Origin of the sequence: Nocardiopsis trehalosi NBRC 14201 (genome assembly GCF_001552555.1) — a bacterium.
Classification (GTDB): domain Bacteria; phylum Actinomycetota; class Actinomycetes; order Streptosporangiales; family Streptosporangiaceae; genus Nocardiopsis_B; species Nocardiopsis_B trehalosi.
This window is the reverse complement of the sequence record NZ_BCRK01000010.1, coordinates 32115-47338: the sequence shown is the minus strand read 5'-3', so window position 1 is coordinate 47338 and position 15224 is coordinate 32115. Positions and strand designations below refer to the sequence as shown.

The window sequence follows — 15224 nt, the reverse complement described above, 5'->3', positions numbered from 1 at the left end:
GGGAGTACGTGGCGTTCTTCAACGGCCTCGATCTGGGGAGCGGGAAGCAGCTTCTCGAAGGCTTCAGCGAATGGATCGCGAGCCGGTCCGACCAGGGCGGGTGGAACCTGGTCTGGCCGGTGCTCGTCCTCCGTGAAGCCGGGTTCGAACCCTGGTCAGGGGTGGACTGGCACGCCCTCTCGGGCGACGACGACGCGCGTGCCGTGTCCACGTTCTTCACCCTCCTGGACGAGTTCCTCGACGGCCGCCCGGACGCGTTCTCCGGATGACCCCGCTCCGTCGTCCCTCAGCCCCCGGTTCCTCACCCCGGCCGAGCTGACACCGGACAGGCGCGTCGGGCCCGGCCGCGGGAGACGCCTGTCCGGGCACAAACCGACCGTCACCCTTGTGACGACGGATCGTCCTCCGGTGCGTCGCTCCCGCTCGACACCTGGGTCGCGAGCAGCCGCACTCTTCGGCACGGCACGCCACCTGCGTGGGCACCCGCGGACACGCCCTCTCGCACCGCCTTCGGCGCTGTATGAGGAGCCCTCGGCGTCGGGCCGCTTCAGTAGCACGGGTGGCACCCGTACAGGGACCGCCGGAGGTGTATTCCTCCTGGTCGAGGTCATACTCCCGCGAGTCGCGCACGGCGGGAGGCGCGGGCCGCCGAACGGACGGGCGGCCCTGTGAGCGTGACCGCCCTGGGGCAGGAACTGCAACTAGAACTGCAACCGGCGCCCCCGGATGACCACCACCGGAAGGGGTGTCTTGCCTGGTGGCCCCCCAGGGGATCGAACCCTGAACCCGCGGATTAAAAGTGCCCTGGAGAAGTGCCGCCCCGGCGTGGGATGTGCCGTTTCCTGCCGCCGTATCCCCCACGCACCGCCAGCCGCTGCCACCCGATGCCGAACCGCCCCGCCCAGGACCAAGACCACCGAGCACAATCGGAGCACACAGGGCGCACGTCACGGCCCGCAGGCGGTATCACGCGGCGGCTGGCCCCCGATCCGGCGGACTCGTGGCCGACCTCGGGCCCCACGGCCGTTCTGCGCTTCCGGCCGTCCCAGCGGCGCAGCTCCCGCGGAAGCCCAAGGACCCCCTCCCGGAATTCACCGCAGCTCACGGTGGATGGCCGTACTTCACCCCGTGGGCTTCCGCTGCGCGTTCTCCTGACTGTTTCGTCGGTCGAGACGCCAGAACGTCGGTCGCCACCAGTAGAGGACCGCCAAGTCCGCCGGCAGGGGTGCTTCGTGCTCCCCGGGCTGCTCGAAATCATCCACCCGCAGGTCGATCATCCGCCAGAAGGGTTCGCGGGGATGGTCGGAGGCACGGCTCGGTGCGCCTCGGGTGAGACGTGCCCTGGTGCTCGCCCCGAAGTCGGCGAAGTTCTTCTGGGCCTCGATCAGGCTGGGCTTGTTGGCGCCGCCGGTCATCGATGGCCACCTGAGCTGAAGGCGGTCGTCCTCCCACCCGCACACAGGACAAATCTCGTACTGACCCGGTCCATAAGGAAGCGCGAGGTACCCACAGCAGGGGCACGGCCAGGCGTGGTCGGGCGAGATAGGAAAATTCCCTTTGATCCTGGCTTCGCTATAGTGCTGGTGCTTCCAGTAGATTACGCGTTCGCGCGGCCGGACCGTTCGAATCGGGCGATAGAGTCCCATTCGCCGAATTTCGGTATAGGCTCCCAGTTGGCGTCTGTCGGAACATCCGAGTATTCGTCTGTGATTCTTTCCTGTTTCTCGTCGTCCGTGATTACGCGCTTGGAATATCCATCGGGGCGCATTTTGACATCCTCCATGCGTACTGCATCGGATACGACGAGTCCGCGTTTCTTGTTGGGGTATGTATGCATGAGGATGCGGCTAAGAAAAAGCTGGTCCCCCATCTTCTTGAAGACGTACTTCACTGCTTGTCTTCCATATTCGTCCAAGAATATGGTGCTGCAGTAGTCGTTCTTCCATACGATCGTTACCAGGGTCGGGTAGGGGTGACCGGATCGGGGTACGACAGCGGTGTATTCCTCGCCGACCGCATCCCGATCGCGCGCCTCATCCACTGTAATGGGGCTTCCCGGCTTCGCGTCCATCGGGTTCCACCGATAGCAGTAAGTGACTTCAGATGTTTCCATAATCGCATCTCACTTCCGTGTCCGTGCTGGCCACCGCTCCCGCATCATCTCCATATGTGGCCGTTCTCGTCTCGGATGATGATGCCCAAACGGTTGGCTTCGCTGATGACCGAGTCCGGAACGGTGCTGTTCTGAACCGGAACCTCCAGGTACATCTGGCCATCAAGCTCTTCGCCGATCAGGTCCTCCGGAAGATCCCGCCGGTTGGTCGGCGTGTCGGCGATCGGGGTGCCCGGCCCGTAGTCTCTTGCGAGTTCCCGCAGGTAGTTGAAGGCGGTGGATTCTTGGATCTCTGACAGTTGAGTGTACTTACGAGAGACGATCTCCCTACCAGGTATGTAGGAATCGACACGCTGGTACTGGTTGCCTGAGGTTCGGGGGCCGACGTGGACCTCGTTGGCGCCTCCGAGTCTGGTGTAGTGGGCTTCCCTCTCCCGGTTGAAGTTATTCCCCGCCTCCAGGCGGTCGCGGAGCCAATCAGGACAGCTGCTCTCACGACCGTTGTCGTTGTGGACGAGCCAACCGACGCCGTCGACCCCTACGTAGTAGGTGTGGAGATCGGCGATGGTGAGGTTGTGGACGCGCTGGTCGGGGGTCTCGTGGACGTCGACGGCGGTGATCTGGGTCCAGGTGCCGGTGGAGGTGCGCAGCCAGGTGCCGGGGGTGAGGTCGATGGCGTCGACCCACTGGGCCTGTTCGGGGACCCAGAAGGGGTGTTCGTCGGTGGCGGTGAGGGTGTCGGTGCCGTCGCCGGTGTCGATGGTGAGGGTGACCAGGGGCTTGTGGCCGTCGCCGGTGATGGTGTCGGTGACCTCGCGCGGTCCTTCCTCCCCGGTGAGGGGGTCGAAGGCCAGCACGTCGTCGCCTACGGCGACGTCCTCGATGGGGGCGGTGGTGCCGTCGGCCAGCAGGACCGCGGTGCCCGGGATGAAGCTGTTGCTGGGGGCGCAGGGTTCGCTGCCGCGGTCGGTGTCCTCGTCCTCTCCTGCGGTGGTCGAGGTGTCCTCGCCCGGCGGGTCGCGGTCGGGGCCGTTCGCTAGAGGGCTGCTGCCGGGTTCCGGGCCGCGTGCGGAGCCGGTCCATTCCGGTAGCAGCCGCAGACCGCTCAGGCCGATCCTTCCGGCCGGCCCGGCGATGAGCCAGGACGCGACCGTGACACCCGTCCGTGCGGCGCCCTGCTCGATCTCGCCGTTGGCGAAGTGCTCGACGGCCTCGTCACCCAACCCCAGCTCGAGCCCCTGGCGCAGCCCCCACCCGCCCAGGTGCAGGCCGCTGTCGAAGATGCCGCCGAGCAGCTGGCCGTCTTGGTAGCCCTGGAAGGCGAGGTCCGTGGACTCCTGGAATGTCGACCAGGCGGCGGTGCCCATGCCGGTGAAGCGCTCAGCGGCGCCGTCCACACCGCGCTGCACCGTCCCCAGAGGGTCGTCGATGAGGTCTTCGGCGAGGTTGATCGGCCCGGTGATCGTCTCGTGGCCGATCTCCAGGCCTTCGCCGAACGCGCGGTGCTGGGAGGCGAGCGCGTCGTCGAACAGTCCGGTGACGTCCTCGCGCAGGTCACCGGTGGAGTAGGCGTAGGTGAGGCGGGAGCCGTCGACGCCGGGCAGCAGGCTGCCCAGGCCCAACGGGGCGAAGGACGGGCGGGTGTCCTGGGAGAAGGCGGGCGTGATCCCCGGGGCGTCGGGCGCGCTGGGTGGGTCGGCGGGGTCGTCCGGCGCTTCGGTGCTGTCCGGTCTGTCGCGGTCGTCGGCCTGGGGTTGACCGACGGAGTCGACGGCGCCGGTGATCATCTGTTGGATGCGGCCGGTGATGCCGGAGCCGATGACGGTGGCGGCGATGGCGGCCACGAGCAGGATGACGGCGCCGTACTCGACGTAGCCGGCGCCGCGGTCAGGGTCGTGGATGCTGCGCAGCACGGAGGGGGTTCACCTCGGGGGGAGAAGGTGGCCGTGGGGGGTGGGGCGGTGGGGGCGCCTGGGGGTCAGGTCGTGGGGGTGCGCAGGTGGGTGCGGGCGGCCGGGCGCAGGGAGAGGGCCAGGACGATGCCGGGCAGTAGTGCCTGGGTGAGGCCGTTGAGGTCGCCGCGGATCAGGGTGAGCAGGCTCCAGGCCAGGATCACCGCGGTGTAGGCCCACAGGGCGTACAGGACGCGGGACCCGCCGTGGGGCAGCAGCAGGCCGAGGGCGAGGGCGGCGGTGCCCTGCCCGATGTAGGCGAAGAAGCCGAGGTAGAGGGTGGGCTGGTCGGCGTCGGCGACGATGAGCACGTAGAAGAGGAAGAACGCCAGTGCCGAGGTGAGGAACAGCAGGACGCGGGCGGCCTTGAGTTCGGTGGGCAGGGCTCGGGACACAGGGGCGTGGGCTCCTCACGGCATGGTGGGATGACGGTGGTTCGTCACATTTCGTCGGTGACCAACCGTAGCGTTACACAATGCGCGAGTGAAGTGATTAGCTCCATATAGGACATCTCGTTCGGTGGCTTTAGGTCCGGTCTGCGCCGGCGTCCGGCTCCGGGCGGCGCTTTCCGCGATGCCGACTGAAGCCGTGTGGTTCCGCACGTCGACCCGAGAGGATGCAGCTGTCCAACGGCCGCGCCGTGTTTGTGGGCTATGCCGAGGACGGGCAAGCTGCGGTGGCCCCTACGGGGAGCGGGCGGATCGCTATGCCGGGAAGCAGCGTGACCACGTCCCTGCGCTTGACGGTCCGTTCGCGGTGGCGACAGGCGACCGGTTGTCTCGCTGTGGGGGGTGACGCTCGGCATCGGCCTGGGCGTAGGGGGGCGCTGGGGCTGCGGTGGGAGGGTGTGGACCCGGAGGCTGGCGCTTGGGCATCCGGCCGGCGTTGCCGCGGACGCGGGAAGATGGGCGTCGGCGTCACACGAGGGGGCGGCTCGGACCAGGGAGGCTGGCAGTAGCGCGGCTGCAAGTAACGCCGAAGCCAGCCCTATATCTGAAAGCACTGCGTGACCAATTGTGGTCGCACCCTGATAGGGATCCATGGGTTGGGGGACATCGAGAGAGAACGCACCCTCTCAGGAAGCCCGTCCGGTGCGCTCTGCCCCTCTCGCAGCAGGGCCGATCATTCCGGCTTGGCCAACGCGATCAGAGACTCCCACGATCCCTTGGCATCTTTGATGATCTTCTCGGTCGCGAAGATGTACCGCCACGTGCCGAACTCGCCATGATCCCGGACGAAGCGCGCCCAATCCTCGGCAGCTCGCCGCTTCTCCAGCACCTCGGAATCGTTCGCTCGGTCGTTGGCCTTGCCCTCCACGACCCAGTACGTTCCCTCGGTGTCGAGGACGATGAAGTCCGGATAGTACTTCTTCCCGTTGTCCCGCTCGATCCAGATGGGCCCCGGGTCGTAGTTGCGCAGCCACCACTGGACGCTGGGGCTCGCGTCGAACAGGTGCGCCAGGGCGTACTCGGTGCTGCCGGCGTCGAAGGAGGCAACCGGTTCGACCGAGTGCTCCCAGCCCTCGTACCAAAAGTCCTTACGGAAATCTGCCCACTTACTGACGATGTTTGAGGGCATGGGCGGTGGGGGTACAGTCGGGACGTTCACCGGACGGAAGGCGTAAGTGGGCTGAGACTTACGGTTGTCGTAGGCGGTCTTGACCAACTTACCGAGGGCAGCGGCTGCCTGGGCGGCACGCAGTTCACTCCACTCGTGTTCCTGATTTTCCGCGGTGACGCCGGCTCCCGCCAAGAACTCGCGGACAACACGATCGGCCGCTCGGGATTCCGCAAGGGTCTCCTCCACGTGATCGCTGTTCCAGATTCGATCGAAAAGATCGTTGCGGAGTTCGGAGATTGAAATAAACTTCTGGGTGGCGTCAACCGATTCGGCTGCCGTTACAAACGTGTCCACCTTGCTGTCCATGCCGCGCTGGGCGTCGACCGCCTGTCGCACCAACGGGACCTTGAACTCGTGCTTATACGCGGCACCTTCAGACCGCGCGGCCGCGTTGTCGATGTAGCTGAAGGAGAAACGCACAGGAAGTATTTCCCGCTCACGCCTGGGGAAGCGGATCGTCGGCGCGCCGGGGACCTTGGTACGAAGCGTTGCAACGGCCTTCGTGTCACGCTCGCCTTGCGCCATGGCCGCGTCAAACGACTCCACGTGGAGCAACGGAGAGCCGTCCACCAAGTCGTCACCGATGACACGCGGATGGGACGTAAAGGTCAGGATCTGCTGTCCATCGCCGCCGCTCGGGTGGTTCGCAACAGGGGCCGGCTGCGGACGGTCCTTGTCCAGATCACCGCCATCAGCGGGCAGAACCTGCTGCAGCAGCGCGTCCTTATTGGCCAGCAACTGCCGGTAGGACTCGTGGGCAACAAGGTCAACCGTGTCCACCATGGGGGTACCAACCCGGCGACCGTAAGGCAAACGCAGCCCTCGGCCGAGGACCTGTTCCGTCAGGGTCTCCGACGCGAGAGCGCGCAGGCCGACGATGACGCCGATGTTCTTGACGTCCCAGCCCTCCTTCAGCTTGTTCACTGAGACCACGACGCGAACCGGCGAGTCGGCCTCTTCCACCTCAGCCAGGGCCCGCAGTGCGGTGTCGCTCGACTGCGAGGTGATGGTGAGCACCTGCCCCTCGTCGGGAAACATGTCGTCGGCTGTCAGCCTGTTCGCGACACGCTCGGCATCGGGGATGTCTCGACATACCACGAACAGCACAGGGTGCACCGGGGTCCTGCCCTGTGTTTCTGCCCAGGAAGTCCAGGCGGCGTCCTTTATCCGCAGCAGGTGGCAAGCGTCGGCAAGGATTGTGCTCTCGTTTTTCCGGCCATCCGGGCGGTAGACGATCACAGGGATCTTCACGAAGCCGTCGGCAATGGCCTCGGCGAGGGAGTACTGGAAGATCGGCTTGACACCTGGTGCAGGTGTTGCGGTGAGCCCGACGACTGCCCGCGCGCCCAGGTCCTCGATGGCTTGCTTAAACGACTTGGCCCTTGAGCTGTAGACGTGGTGCTCGTCCGCGATGACGACGAGGTCCTCTACCTGCTGAAGGTGCTGGTAGAGACCCGTGCCGATGAACTCGTCTTGGGCCCGGACCCGTCTAGACGTCTTGTCGCTGGGCCGGATCAACTGCTGCACATTGAAGACGAATAGCTTAGTGACCGTGTCGTCGTGCAGGGCGTCGCCCACCTGCCCTCGCGAGAAGTTCTCCGAGGTGATCACCAACGGCTCGACGTCACTACCGTTCACAAACTTCGCGTGCCCGGGAGTGAAGTTGGCAACCGTCTTATCTTGGATCGTCGTGCCGGGCGTGACGACCAGGATGTTCCGAACTCCCTGTGCTGCCAGGTAGTCCACCAGGCCGGCAAGGATGTATGTCTTACCGACGCCCGTCGCCAGGTCACACACCACTTCGCGGCCGTCCCCGTCCGCGATCGCTTCTGCAACCGCACGAACGGCCGACGCATTGGGTGCCCGAAGGTCCAACCTCGCCGCGATGTCGTCCACGAGCGAGGAGTCATAGTCGATCCAGGTCATCGCACAGCCTTTCCGCGACGCACCAGGTCGCGAGGCGCCTTAAGCACCTTGGACCCTGGGCTCAACTCGGCAATGAGACTCTGAGCTTCCGGCGTGGCGCCCCTGCCGACGATCACCGCTCGTTCTCCCTCGTCCAATCTCCCAATAACGCCTCGGGCCACAACCTCGTCCACAACCCCGTCGACAACCGCCAGCCGAGCACGTCCCTTCGTGCCGCAGAACGGCCCACCGTCGGCGCTGTCGTACATGAAGCCCAACTGGGCTGCGACGACGGCAGCAAAGTCTTCGCCTTCAACCCAATCCGCGAGAAAGACTCGGCCATCAGCGAAATCAAACGCGGACGGCGATGCCTTGAGGCTCCTGAAGCCGCCTCCGCCTTCCCAACCAACGGTCTTCGTGATGCCTCCCAGGTCGTCGCCGGCGACGACCTTCTCCAAACGGGGACGGGTGAAGGTCTCAGCCGTCTCTTCAAGGATCTCGGCAGTCACCCAACGACGTCCCATCTTGTGAGCTACGGCAGCGGTCGTGCCCGAGCCGGCGAACACATCGACGACAACGTCGCCCGGGTCAGTGGCGATCTGGATAACGCGCTTCAAGAGCGCCTCAGGCTTCGGGGTTGAGAAGATCCGCGACCGGTCGAAGAGCTTGGTCACCTCGGTCTTCGCCTGGCGGTTGTCGCCGACCTCATCGTGGGTCCAGAAAGTGGTTGGCACGAGGCCACCCAGTTCCGACTGGAAACGCTTTCGGAACGGGAAAGTGCGCCCAGTCTTCCCCCACCAGATCCGGTTATCCTCACGCAGTGCGTCGAATGTCTCCCTTGAGCACGACCACCAACGGTTGCCTCGCGGGGAAAACACATCGCCGTGTGGGCCGACCACCTCGTAGCGGCCGTCCTCGTATGCGTGGGAGGCCGTGAGGTCCGACCTGCGCCAGGGGCCACGAGGGTCGTTGTCCGGGTTCCAGAACTCCTGGTCGCTCAGCTCGGTGCGATCGATTTTGTTGAGCACGAGATCGCTCTTGGAGCGGGCGTAGACGAGGAGGTAGTCATGCACCGAGGAGAGATGCTGGGCGGAGTTGTTGCGAGCGTGGATCTTCTGCCAGACGACAGTCCCGACAAAGTTGCCACGCCCGAAGATCTCGTCCATGAGAACACGGCAGTACGCCATCTCAGCATCGTCCAGATGCACCCAGACCGATCCGCCAGGTGCAAGAAGGTCACGGATAAGCAGAAGTCGGTCACGCATCATCGTGAGCCAGACAGAATGCTCGAGCGCATCGTCGTAGTGCTGGAAAGCCTGGCCCGTGTTGAATGGCGGATCGATGTAGACGAGTTTTACCTTGCCACGGTATTGATGACCGTACTCTGGGTTACGAACAAGAGCGTGCAGGGCATCATAGCTGTCGCCGTGAATGAAAAGGTTGTCCGCCGCGGTGCCGCTCACATCGCCAGCCTTGCCGGTTTCCTGCAATAGTCGCACTTCGGTAACCCGTGGGTCTTGCCGTGAAACCCATTCGTATCCGCCGTCCGCCGTGATCCACAGGGCCTCATCCCTGCCGACCCACGACAGGGTCAGGCGCCCACTCGTCACCCGCGACCACTCCCATGCACCTCGATCGGCCCGCGATGCAGACGCGGACCACAACGCTCACTGCAAAGGTACCGGCCGCCGCCGACAGCGACGGGCGGTCTCGAGTCGCCGGTGCTGCGGGCTGGCCAGTAGGCCCCCGACCTAGCTGGCGCGTCGCCTGGCGACCACGGTCGGCGCCTGGACTGCTTAGACGATGGCGAACGCACGGTGGAGGCGGTCTTCGGCTTGTCGCTCCAGCGCCTCACCCCCGACCGGACCCGAGTTTGCCCCGTTGGGACTCAACCCCCGGCTCCGACATCTCCACCGCGGCCGCCGCCCTAACCGGATCGACGCCAACGATGCCAAGGACGCGCTGGAGGACCTGGCCGCCGCCCGCCTGATCACCGCCCACCCCGCCGTTGCCAGTAGTCCGTGCACGACTTGCTCACCAACCACGACCGCCATCACCTCACTCACCACGCCGGCGCCGAGGTTGCCCGAAGACGTCTGCTATGGCACTACGCCTTGTCCGAGCCGTCCCGTCCCTGCATTTGGCCCAGATCAGACCGATGATGGAAAAGGCTCAGTGTCCAACCCGCCCTGTTCGACGCATTTGTCAAGGTCGCAGCAACCGCTAGTAGGTTTATTCCCCTATGCTGAATGCCGACGTTCACGGTCAGAGGGCAGCCCCCGGTCAGTCGGGGACGCACTCGACCACCCAGGGGGCTCCGCATGGCGAACGAGCAACGGACGGTCGAACAGCGCCTGTGGCATCTTCTGGATTCGCTCCGGGGACACCCGCATCACGGCGGCATGGCCGACGCGCTGCTGTGGAACGCTGTCGAATGGCGAACCCGGACCACGAGCCTGCCTGCACCAGAACTCGACGACCTTCAGCGTTCCGCGGAGTATGCACGACACAGAACCCCTGAGTTGGACTCACTGCTGGACGGTGAGCAACAGGAACTGAACAACTACACGCCGACCCAGCTGCGTCGCTATGCCCGTCTCCTGCTCCGTCCCGACCTGTCCTCGGGCCACCGCGAGTTCACCACGTCGGCCTCGCTCGTCGAGGTTGCCAAAACCGCCCTTACCGCGGACGCGCACGAGAGCCGAACGGAGGCGGTACGTCTCTACGATCCGGCGTGCGGCTTTGCCACCCTGGCGCTGGACGCGGCGCAGGCGCTGGCCGACCAGACCGGAACGGCTGTCACCGTCAACGGCCAGGACATCAACGCGGCGCCTGTCCAGCGTGCCCGTGCCCACGCTTTCTTCCTGGGTGCCGATTCCAGGTTCAGCCATGCTGACTCGCTCGCACAGGACGCCTTCCCCGACCGCCGATTCGACTACGCGGTGGCCGAGATTCCGTACAACCGGTCCTGGCGGGGAAGCTACGAGGAATGCGCAGCCGAGGCCGCCGCCCGACCGGAAGGCCGCTACCCCGCCGGGCTTCCACAGCTCGACGACGCTTCGCTCCTGTTCGCCCAGATTATGGTCAGTAAGCTTCGGGATCCGGCGGACGGCGGCGGCCGGGGCATCATGTTCACCACCACCGGAACGCTGTACGACGCGGGTGGCAGCGCCATCCGTGCATGGCTGCTCGATCAGGATCTTTTAGACGCCGTGGTCGTGCTGCCCGAAGGGCTCAGCACCAACACCGAAGTTCGGCTGTATGCCTTGGTCTTTTCCAACCGGAAGCCTGCGGCACGTCGACACAAGGTGCAGTTCATCGATCTCCGCGGTTTGTATCAGGAGGGGGACGGCCGTCGACTCGAACGCCGCACGATCAGCGAGGCAGCTCTCAATGAGCTGTCCCGCAGCCTGAGGCATGCGGGCCCGACGACCTACAGCCGAACAGCCGCAGCAAGGGATTTGTCGTTTCGGCAGGTCAACGTCACCCATCACGCCACCGCGGTCACCAGCAGGTGCGAGCCGGGCGATGTTCCGCGTCTGACCAAGTTCGTGCCGGCGACCTCCACCACCGAAGCCTGGCGCGACACTCGGTACGCCACTGTGTCACCGACCGTGACGGAGGTGGCCAGACCACCGTTCGCACGGTTCGACGTGGAGCGCGTCTTCGCCACAGACCGAACTCCGCGTGCGCTGCGAGCACTCACTCAGCTCGGCTGGAAGACCGCCCGTCTCACCGAGCTCACCGAGCACTTCTGCTACATTCCCTCGGCCAAGGCCGCCGGGCGAGCCGCCATGCTGTCGGCCGTCACCGGGGAGCAGGCTGTTGTCGTCCCCATCGAGCCGCACCTGGACGCGGTGGCCGGGGACCCTGGCGAAGTCGCTCCCAACAACCGGGTGCTCGTGATTCGGCCCAGGAGCGCGTACACGGACGGCGAATACCTGGCAGGGTGGCTCAATTCCCCTCTCGGCAGGAACCTGCGCTCGACAGCTGTCGGCTCCGGAGGCGACAGCTATGTCAGCCCCCGCGCCGTCAGCCTCACGCAGGCTTGGCGCATGGCTGACGATCTCCTCGTCGTCCTGCCAGACCTCCCCGTCCAGAGGGAAATGGCCCGCGCGGAACGGGCGCTTGTCGCAGCCCGCCGTCACCTGGGCGCCTCCCACCGAGAGCTCTGGAACGAACCCAAAAAGCGATCCGACATCTACCGCGAAGCCAGCGGCCTTGTTCCGTCAGCAGATCTCGCTCAATGGGCGATCAATCTGCCCTTCCCCATGGCCAGTGCCCTCTGGACATACGAGTCCAAAGGTGATATCAACCTGCACGCCCGCAGTGCTCAGATGTTCCACTTCTGGGAAGCCACCATCCAATTCCACGCCACCGTGAGCGTGTCAGCCCTACTCCAGGACCGTTCACGGATTGAGCAGGAACTTCCCGAACTCGCCAAGCAATTTAGCTCCGTGGGACTCAAACCCGAGCACGCCGGCCTCGGTGTCTGGAACATAATCCTGCAACGGCTCAACAAGAGATATTGCACCGCATTGACCGGAACCGACACCGACGAGCAGGCACGAGCACGAGCCGCCTTTGCTGATGCGCCACCAGATTTCCTGGACACCCTCCTCAGCGCCGATCTCACCAAGCTGTTCGGGGAGGTGAACCAACAGCGAAATGTCTGGAAAGGCCACTCAGGTACGACAACCGACGCTTCACTCAAGGAGCAGCTCGTCATCCTGACCGGTCACGTCCACACCCTGCGCAGCCTGATCGGTGCCGGCTGGCACGACTTTGCTCTCGTACGTGCCGGCGCCGCACGGATTAGAAACAGGGTATTTCACCATGAGGTGGAACTAGCCATGGGGCCTAACACTCCCTTCAGGCAGGAGCAAATCCCGATCAACATGGCCATGGAGGAAAGCGGACTGTACCTCCTCTCACGAGAAGCTGGCCGTGCGCTCCCCCTCGCACCGCTTATCGTGATGCACCCTGCAGCGTTCGGCTCGTACAGCGGCTGCTACTACTACAACCGCCTCCAATCTGGAGGTGTGCGATTCGTTGCTTACCACGAAGCAGCTGAACCGGAGCGGACCGAGAACGCTCCACCCACCGCCGCTCTCGCTGCTGCCCTGGCTTCCGGCGAGACGGCCGCCAATGACGAATCCCAGTAGACGGAACACGTCTGAAGGAAGCGCTTTGTACAACAGTTGTTGTCTGGTGGCGCTCCGGTGGCGAGTCTTCGTGAGGCTGCTGGGGCGGCAGTGCTTCACGAGGGTTGCCGCACCGCCAGCGGCAACTTCCCTCCGCGGCTCAGATAGCGACCTTAGAGTCGTGGCTGATTGTCAGCGAGCCTTCTCTTTCATGGGCCTGAGGTGGCCTAACGGGAGGTCAAGATGGTCCTAACGAGGCTTGTGACGCGAGGGTCCGGGCACCGCAGCTAGCGGAGGGGTCGCCAGGACTTGACGGTGGCGACGTCTTGATCGACCAGGGCCCGGATCCTGGCGTGAGACCGGTTGACAGCCTTCTCAGCTCGGGGACACATTCACCAGGGAAATCACCTGTCTGCCAGTCCAACTGGCCTGTCCAGCGGCCAGACTGGGAAGGGCCCAATGATGATGCATGTGGCGGCGCTGCGGCCGGGTCTTCGCTGTCTAAGGTTTGGCGGCCACAATGACCGAAGGTTTTTTGAGCGAGGGGTTGAAGGTTCTCGTTGACCTGCGGGTTGATGGTTCTGGTCGCGCTGCGTTCGGCGGCGCTGGGCAGGACGGGGGACGTCATGCGGGTGGCAGAGACGCGGTCGGCGGGGGCGTGGGGCGTTAGCGGGGCGGCGGGTGCCTACAGCGCCGGCGGGCGACGTCGCAGGGGTGCGGGGTCGGTTGTGGCGGCCGTTCCGACGCAGCGCGGTGCCGCCGACGCGATGGGAGGGTGGCGGGCGGCTTCGACGGGGCGGGCGTCGTCTGCCCTTCGGCGGGAGATGGCTGGGCCGTCCGATCCGGTGGGGTCGGCGCAGGCGTTGTTCGCGGAGTTGCGGCGTCGCGGGCTGGTCCGGGTGTACGGGGCGGTGCATGCGAAGGTGTCGGTGCTGTCGCTGCCCGGCGGGGTGACGGTGTGGTGCTGGGGTGGGGCGTTCACCTGGCGCGGCCGGGATGGCCGGGAGGTGGTCTGGGCGGCGGGTGATCCGGTGGGGGCGGCGTCGCGGCTGCTCGCCGAGGTCGCTTCGGCGGAGGTTGAGGTGGGGCGCGCGGTGGCGGCCTGAGGCTAACGGGGGTAGCGGAGCAGCATGTGGGGCGGGCGGGGGCCCGCCCCCTTTGCTTTTCTCCAGCACTTTTCGGGTTTCTTCCCCGGGCGTCTCAGCGAGCTGGATGGCGGGACGGTGGCAGTGAGGTGCTTCTGCGTGGTGCGCGGCCAGCGGTCCTGGGGTGTTCTTGCAGCTCATCGGGTGTGCTCGGGGCTGACACGGGGGTGGTCATGAGGCTGTCAGCGGCGGCGGTGCCGACGCGAATATCTGGTTCTTCGCGGGCGGCGGTCGGTTGCTTCGTGTCAGCCGTGTGACCGCTCTCGGGTCGTCGCGCGGCAGCCGCCCGTCTGCTCGGTGATAGCGGGCCCGTCTTCCGTGGTCGGCGTCGACGAACGTTCGACGTCACCACGAGGGGGAGTCTGCGATGGGGGAGATGTCGTCGCCGCTGCGCTCGGCCGAGCGGGAGTTCCTGCGGCTGGCACCGGAGGCGCTTCGCATGCAGGGGCGGGAGGCCGATGGGTGGTTGGCGGACCGGGAGTTCAGCCTGCTGGAGCTGCGCGATGTGCTGATGCACCGTGCGACGCCGCACGCGGTGCGCGACGGGGTGTGGCGGCGGGTGCTCGCCTCGGCGCGGGTGTCGCAGGAGTGGATGGTCGGGGCGATCGGGTTGGGGATGCCGGGGCTGCGTTCGGTCGCCTCCCGGACCACCCGTGGGCTCGGTACCTCGGGGGTCGAGGAGGTGGAGGCGGAGATCCTCATCGGGTTCATGGAGGCCGTGCGCACGATCAACCCGGCCTACGCGCGCCTGGCGTTCTACCTGCGGTGCCGGGCCCAGCGCGCCGGCCTGAAGGCCCGCCGCCGAGAGGCGGAGCGCCCCGAGCCCTGCGCGGAGGTCCCGGAGGCGCGGATGTCGCGCCGCCCGTGGGGCCACCCCGACATGGTCCTGGCCGACGCGGTCCACCAGGGCGTGCTCAGCGCGTCCGAGGCGGAGCTGATCGGCGCGTCCCGGCTGGACGGCGCCGAGCTGCACCGCATCGCCACCGACCTCGGGGTCGCCTACAAGACCGCGGCCAAGCGGCGGGAACGCGCCGAGTCCCGGTTGGCCCGGGCCGTGCGTGAAGGCCGGGTGACCGCAGCCGGCTCCGCTGACGCCCAGGACTCGCCAACAAGCGCCGAGGTGGTCGGCTTGCAGCCTTCCGAGGAGCCGGTGTCGCACCCGGGGCTGGGGCGGGCTTCATAGGGGGTTGAGTTCCGGGGCCGCTCCGCGGTCGACGGGGGACCACTCGTCACTCGCCCTGACGGGATCGGTCGGTTGTCACCCGAATGCCGAGAGGGGGAAGCCCGCCCGCTGCACGAGCGGCGCGGCCCCGGAACTCACCTGGACGGCACGGCGAGAGCGGGG

10 protein-coding genes and 1 pseudogene are annotated in these 15224 nt (G+C 66.0%); 4 read left to right on the top strand and 7 right to left on the bottom strand.

The features are described from left to right. The first annotated feature begins 8 nt into the window (after positions 1-8). Entirely contained in the window at positions 9-269 is a 261-nt protein-coding gene (locus tag NT8_RS03380) for a hypothetical protein (protein ID WP_157515487.1), read from the top strand. A gap of 852 nt (positions 270-1121) precedes the next feature. Here the strand turns inward: NT8_RS03380 and NT8_RS03375 are convergent. The 6 genes from NT8_RS03375 to NT8_RS03355 all read right to left on the bottom strand — a co-directional run bounded on the left by NT8_RS03375 (position 1122) and on the right by NT8_RS03355 (position 9200). Next, the gene (locus tag NT8_RS03375) at positions 1122-1646 is read right to left on the bottom strand and encodes a CPCC family cysteine-rich protein (RefSeq protein ID WP_084468607.1); all 525 of its coding nucleotides are present in this window, start codon (positions 1644-1646) and stop codon (positions 1122-1124) included. Beyond that, positions 1598-2071, bottom strand: coding sequence for a hypothetical protein (locus tag NT8_RS29110; protein WP_157515486.1), 474 nt, complete (start codon positions 2069-2071; stop codon positions 1598-1600). The genes NT8_RS03375 and NT8_RS29110 overlap by 49 nt, the downstream gene beginning before the upstream one ends. Positions 2072-2157: 86 nt before the next feature. Continuing rightward, positions 2158-4026, bottom strand: coding sequence for a polymorphic toxin-type HINT domain-containing protein (locus NT8_RS03370; RefSeq protein ID WP_067964114.1), 1869 nt, complete (start codon positions 4024-4026; stop codon positions 2158-2160). Between the two features lie 65 nt (positions 4027-4091). Then, positions 4092-4460, bottom strand: a complete 369-nt coding sequence (locus NT8_RS03365) for a hypothetical protein (protein ID WP_067964113.1) — start codon at positions 4458-4460, stop codon at positions 4092-4094. A 727-nt stretch (positions 4461-5187) separates the two neighbouring features. Beyond that, the gene (locus NT8_RS03360) at positions 5188-7611 is read right to left on the bottom strand and encodes a DEAD/DEAH box helicase (RefSeq protein ID WP_067964111.1); all 2424 of its coding nucleotides are present in this window, start codon (positions 7609-7611) and stop codon (positions 5188-5190) included. Next, complete coding sequence (locus tag NT8_RS03355) at positions 7608-9200, bottom strand: site-specific DNA-methyltransferase (RefSeq protein ID WP_169805186.1); 1593 nt, start codon at positions 9198-9200, stop codon at positions 7608-7610. The genes NT8_RS03360 and NT8_RS03355 overlap by 4 nt, the downstream gene beginning before the upstream one ends. A gap of 711 nt (positions 9201-9911) precedes the next feature. Between NT8_RS03355 and NT8_RS03350 the strand changes: the two genes are divergently transcribed. Continuing rightward, positions 9912-12755, top strand: coding sequence for an N-6 DNA methylase (locus NT8_RS03350; protein WP_169805185.1), 2844 nt, complete (start codon positions 9912-9914; stop codon positions 12753-12755). A gap of 269 nt (positions 12756-13024) precedes the next feature. On the opposite strand, the pseudogene NT8_RS31525 reads toward NT8_RS03350, so the two are convergent. After that, positions 13025-13111 (bottom strand): annotated as a pseudogene (locus tag NT8_RS31525) (IS5/IS1182 family transposase); the annotation flags it as partial. A 447-nt stretch (positions 13112-13558) separates the two neighbouring features. Between NT8_RS31525 and NT8_RS03345 the strand changes: the two are divergent. Both NT8_RS03345 and NT8_RS03340 read left to right on the top strand, forming a co-directional pair. Beyond that, positions 13559-13840, top strand: coding sequence for a hypothetical protein (locus tag NT8_RS03345; RefSeq protein ID WP_067964157.1), 282 nt, complete (start codon positions 13559-13561; stop codon positions 13838-13840). Positions 13841-14246: 406 nt separating this feature from the next. After that, on the top strand, positions 14247-15062 hold the full coding sequence (locus tag NT8_RS03340) for a hypothetical protein (RefSeq protein ID WP_067964105.1): 816 nt from the start codon (positions 14247-14249) through the stop codon (positions 15060-15062). Positions 15063-15224 lie beyond the last annotated feature (162 nt).

Excerpts from the sequence above, each read along its gene's own strand:
- NT8_RS03360 (WP_067964111.1), bottom strand. The coding sequence starts at position 7,611 with ATGACCTGGATCGACTATGACTCCTCGCTCGTGGACGACATCGCGGCG.
- NT8_RS03375 (WP_084468607.1), bottom strand. The coding sequence starts at position 1,646 with ATGGGACTCTATCGCCCGATTCGAACGGTCCGGCCGCGCGAACGCGTA.
- NT8_RS03350 (WP_169805185.1), top strand. The coding sequence starts at position 9,912 with ATGGCGAACGAGCAACGGACGGTCGAACAGCGCCTGTGGCATCTTCTG.
- NT8_RS03345 (WP_067964157.1), top strand. The coding sequence starts at position 13,559 with ATGGCTGGGCCGTCCGATCCGGTGGGGTCGGCGCAGGCGTTGTTCGCG.
- NT8_RS29110 (WP_157515486.1), bottom strand. The coding sequence starts at position 2,071 with ATGGACGCGAAGCCGGGAAGCCCCATTACAGTGGATGAGGCGCGCGAT.
- NT8_RS03340 (WP_067964105.1), top strand. The coding sequence starts at position 14,247 with ATGGGGGAGATGTCGTCGCCGCTGCGCTCGGCCGAGCGGGAGTTCCTG.